Origin of the sequence: Gordonia sp. UBA7599 (genome assembly GCA_002477755.1) — a bacterium.
Taxonomy (GTDB): Bacteria; Actinomycetota; Actinomycetes; order Mycobacteriales; family Mycobacteriaceae; genus Gordonia.
This window is the reverse complement of sequence record DLKD01000003.1, coordinates 1-3,863: the sequence shown is the minus strand read 5'-3', so window position 1 is coordinate 3,863 and position 3,863 is coordinate 1. Positions and strand designations below refer to the sequence as shown.

General features: G+C 68.4%; 5 protein-coding genes. All 5 read right to left on the bottom strand.

Translation table 11 applies throughout. The annotated features are described in order from the left end of the window. Positions 1-57: 57 nt before the first annotated feature. Positions 58-381, bottom strand: coding sequence for a cytidine deaminase (locus tag B4L26_RS00115; RefSeq protein WP_290714378.1), 324 nt, complete (start codon positions 379-381; stop codon positions 58-60). After that, positions 368-1,735: a hemolysin family protein gene (locus B4L26_RS00110; RefSeq protein ID WP_290714377.1), complete on the bottom strand. Its 1,368-nt coding sequence runs from the start codon at positions 1,733-1,735 to the stop codon at positions 368-370. The genes B4L26_RS00115 and B4L26_RS00110 overlap by 14 nt, the downstream gene beginning before the upstream one ends. A gap of 5 nt (positions 1,736-1,740) precedes the next feature. Next, positions 1,741-2,283, bottom strand: a complete 543-nt coding sequence (gene ybeY, locus B4L26_RS00105; RefSeq protein ID WP_290714376.1) for an rRNA maturation RNase YbeY — start codon at positions 2,281-2,283, stop codon at positions 1,741-1,743. Continuing rightward, positions 2,280-3,305, bottom strand: a complete 1,026-nt coding sequence (locus B4L26_RS00100; protein ID WP_290714374.1) for a PhoH family protein — start codon at positions 3,303-3,305, stop codon at positions 2,280-2,282. Before B4L26_RS00100 ends, ybeY begins: the two co-directional genes overlap by 4 nt. Positions 3,306-3,386: 81 nt before the next feature. Continuing rightward, on the bottom strand, positions 3,387-3,863 hold a 477-nt coding region (locus B4L26_RS00095), incomplete at its 5' end, for an alpha/beta hydrolase family protein (RefSeq protein WP_290714372.1).

The following is a 3,863-nucleotide window of genomic DNA, read 5'->3' as shown; positions in this document are numbered from 1 at the left end:
CCGGTGTTGGGCCGGCCGACGAAGCACACGAAGCCGGAGCGGAACTGCTCCTCGGCGTCAGGCATCGACGGGCTCCCCACGGCGATCGGTCCGGATGACCAGCGCCGACGGCGCAACCTCTGCCAGCGCCGCCAGCCCCTGGTCGTCGTCGGGACCAGCGACGAGGACGGCCGCCTCGAATCCGGTCGCACCGCTGGACAGGGCCGTCGCGACCGCGACCTGCAGCGCACTGAGCGTCAAGGACGTCAGCCCGACTGGAGCCCCGGCATAGGTGCGCCCGTCCAGATCGCGCACTGCCGCCCCGGAACCTGCTTGCGCGCGTCCCATCGCCCCGCGCGCCAGGGTCACCAGCTTCGCGTCGTCGGCTTCAAGCGGCGCCATTGTCGATCCCCCGTTTCCTCTCGGATCTCTCATGCTTGTCGTGTCTGTCATGCCGGTCGTGCCGTTCGCCGGCCGGTTCGTCGTCGGACTCCTCGGGCTCGATGCGCGTCACCACGACCGAAGTGATCCGCTGGCGACCCTGCCGGTTGGGCCCGCCCTCGGCGACGAGGTTCAGGCCGTGGCACTGTACCTGCGCACCGGGCAGCGGGACACGGCCCAGCACGAGGCCGACCAAGCCGCCGACGGTTTCCACATCGTCGTCGATGTCGATGTCAAAAAGTTCGCCGAGGTCCTCGACGGGCAGTCGCGACGAGACTCGGTACCCACCGTCGTCGAGCTCGGTGACCGGAGCGACCTCGTCGCGGTCGTATTCGTCGGCGATCTCCCCGACGATCTCCTCCAGCACATCCTCGATCGTCACCAGCCCGGCGATACCGCCGTATTCGTCGACGAGCATCGCCATGTGGTTGCGGGTGCGCTGCATATCGGCCAGCACACGGTCGAGGGTCTTGGAATCGGGGATGAACTGCGCCGGTCGCATCACGTCGGCGACGTCGACCGAGGCGGCGAGGCCGGCGATGGCGCGGCTGGTCACGTCCTTGAGGTAGACGACGCCCCGAATGTCGTCGGGGTTCTCCCCGATCACCGGCAAGCGCGAATGACCGGAGCGGATCGCGAGGCTGGCGGCCTGCGCAGCGTTCTTGTCCTGCTCGATCCACACCATCTCCGGGCGCGGCACCATGATCTCGCGCACGTGGGTGTCGGCCAAGTCGATGACCGACTGGATCATGCGGCGCTCGTCGTCTTCCACGACGCCACGTTCGGTCGCCATGTCGACGACCTCGCGCAGTTCGATCTCAGTGGCGAACGGGCCGTTGCGGAAGCCCTTGCCCGGGGTGACGGCGTTGCCGATGAGGATGAGCAGTCGTGTCAGCGGCTTCAGCAGGATGCCGATCGCCTGCAGGACGGGCGCGCTGACAATGCCGATCGTGTAGGCGTGCTGGCGGCCGAGGGTGCGCGGCCCGACGCCGACCGCGACGAAGGAGACCACCGTCATCAGCCCGATCGCGGCGAGCAGGCCCCACCCGCTGCCCCAGAGGCTGACCAGTGCGACGGCGGCGAACGCCGTTGCCGCGGTCTCGCAGATGACCCGGACGACGACGACCAGTGCCACATAGGTGGGGCGCTGCTCCAGAACTGCTTCCAGTCGGCGGGCGCCCCCGCGCCCCTGGCTGACCAGGTCGGCGACACGGGCCTGCGACGCGGTGGTGAGCGCTTCGTCGATCGCAGCGAACACCCCGCCCACGGGTGTCAGCGCGGCCGCCACCAGCAGGAAGACGACTTCAGACGGCACCGCGCTCAGTCCCCGTCCGGATCAAGCAGCCCGGTCTTGCGCAACAGGTCCTCGTCGCGCCGCGACTGCCGCTTCGACCGGTCGCGCAGCCGACGGTCGGAGTACCACTCGTCGAGGATCGCCGCCTGGAGGCCGAACATCTCGCGCTCCTCTTCCGGCTCGGCGTGGTCGTAGCCCAATAGGTGCAGCACGCCGTGCACCGTGAGCACCGCCAGTTCATGGTCGAACGAATGCCGCGCCTGCTTGGCCTGCGTCTTTGCGAACTCCGGACACAGCACGATGTCGCCGAGCGTGGCCGGGCCGGGCTCATCACCGGACTGGCGTGAACCGGGCGTGAGCTCGTCCATCGGGAAGCTCATCACGTCGGTGGGGCCGGGCAGGTCCATCCACCGCATGTGCAGGTCGGCCATCGTGTCGAGGTCGACGCAGATCACCGACAGTTCCGCACCGGGATGCACATCCATCCGATCGATGGCGAACCGCGCCGCATCGAGGACGAGGTCGACCGGGACGTCGATGCCCGACTCGTTGGCCAGTTCGATGCTCACCGGCGCTCCCGTCCTCCGGACCGACGCTGGGCCCGGGTGCCGCCACCGCTGTTCTCGTCGCGGTCGTACGCGTCGACGATGTTCGCGACCAGGCGGTGGCGGACCACATCGGCGCTGGTCAGACGGGAGAAGTGGATGTCGTCGATCCCCTCGAGGATGCGGGTGGCAGCGTGTAGGCCGCTCTCCGCACCGCCGGGCAGGTCGATCTGACTGGTATCGCCGGTGACAACGATCTTCGACCCGAACCCAAGGCGCGTGAGGAACATCTTCATCTGTTCGCCAGTGGTGTTCTGCGCCTCGTCGAGGATGATGAACGAGTCGTTCAGGGAACGGCCTCGCATGAATGCCAGCGGGGCGACTTCGATGACCCCGGCGGCCAGCAGCTTGGGGATCGCCTCGGGGTCCATCATGTCGTGCAGCGCGTCGTAGAGCGGCCGCAGATAAGGGTCGATCTTCTCGCTGAGTGTGCCCGGCAGGAAGCCCAAACGCTCGCCCGCCTCCACGGCAGGCCGCGTCAAGATGATGCGGGTGACCTCCTTGGCCTGCAGCGCTGCTACCGCTTTGGCCATCGCCAGGTAGGTCTTGCCGGTGCCAGCCGGCCCCAGCCCGAACACGATGGTGTTCGCGTCGATCGCGTCGACGTAGCGCTTCTGGTTCAGCGTCTTGGGTCGGATCGTCTTGCCGCGTCGGGAGATGATGTCCAGACTCAGCACCTGCGCCGGCGACTCCGCGGTCGGGTCGGCGAGCATCGCAACCGACCGCCGTACGGTGTCGGGCGTCAGGGGCGTGCCGCGCCCCACTACGTCGAGGAGTTCGGCGACCACGCGATCGGCCGTCGCCACATCGGCGACGCTGCCGGCGAGGGTGATGCGGTTGCCGCGGACGTGGATGTCGGCATCGAGGACTTCCTCGAGGACCCGCAGGTTCACATCGCCGGTGCCGAGCAATCCGATGATCCGCTCAGGCGCCACCTCCACCACCGTCTCGGCATGGGGTTGATCGGCTTGCGTCACGTGCGACATCACTCCTTCTTGTTGGCTATGTCCCAGTGTATCCGCGAACGACAACCAAATTCCCAATGAGCGAAGCGAGCGGCCGAATCATCACACACCCAGTGAGCGCAGCGTCTGCCGAGTGCAGGCGCTGCGTGGATCGACGAACGCGTCGTGCCCCTCCCCTGGCACGACGACCAGTTCGGCCGATTGACCACGCGCACTCACGGCCTCGACGTAGCGGCGGCTCGATTCCACCGGCACCGCCGCGTCATCGCCGGCGTGGATTGCGACGACCCGCGCGTCGAATACCGGTGCCAGGATCGGCGACGCCTGCGCGTACCGCTCGGGGATCTCGTCGTAGTGCCGTCCCATCAGGTTGCGCGGGGTCGGCCGGTTGCGGGCGCGCGGGTCGGTCAGGTCCAGGACCGCCGATTGCGCGACGACGCGGGTGATGCGGGTCCGCCGGGTCCGTCCGGACAGGGCCGCCGACGCCCAGACCGCGAGCAACCCGCCGGCCGAGTGGCCCACGACCGCAACGTCGTCGACGTCGAGCCGGCCGGCCAGGTCGGCGGGCAGGAAGATCAT

Coding starts and splice junctions, on each gene's coding strand:
- B4L26_RS00115 (WP_290714378.1), bottom strand. CDS start 381: ATGGCGCCGCTTGAAGCCGACGACGCGAAGCTGGTGACCCTGGCGCGC.
- B4L26_RS00100 (WP_290714374.1), bottom strand. CDS start 3,305: ATGTCGCACGTGACGCAAGCCGATCAACCCCATGCCGAGACGGTGGTG.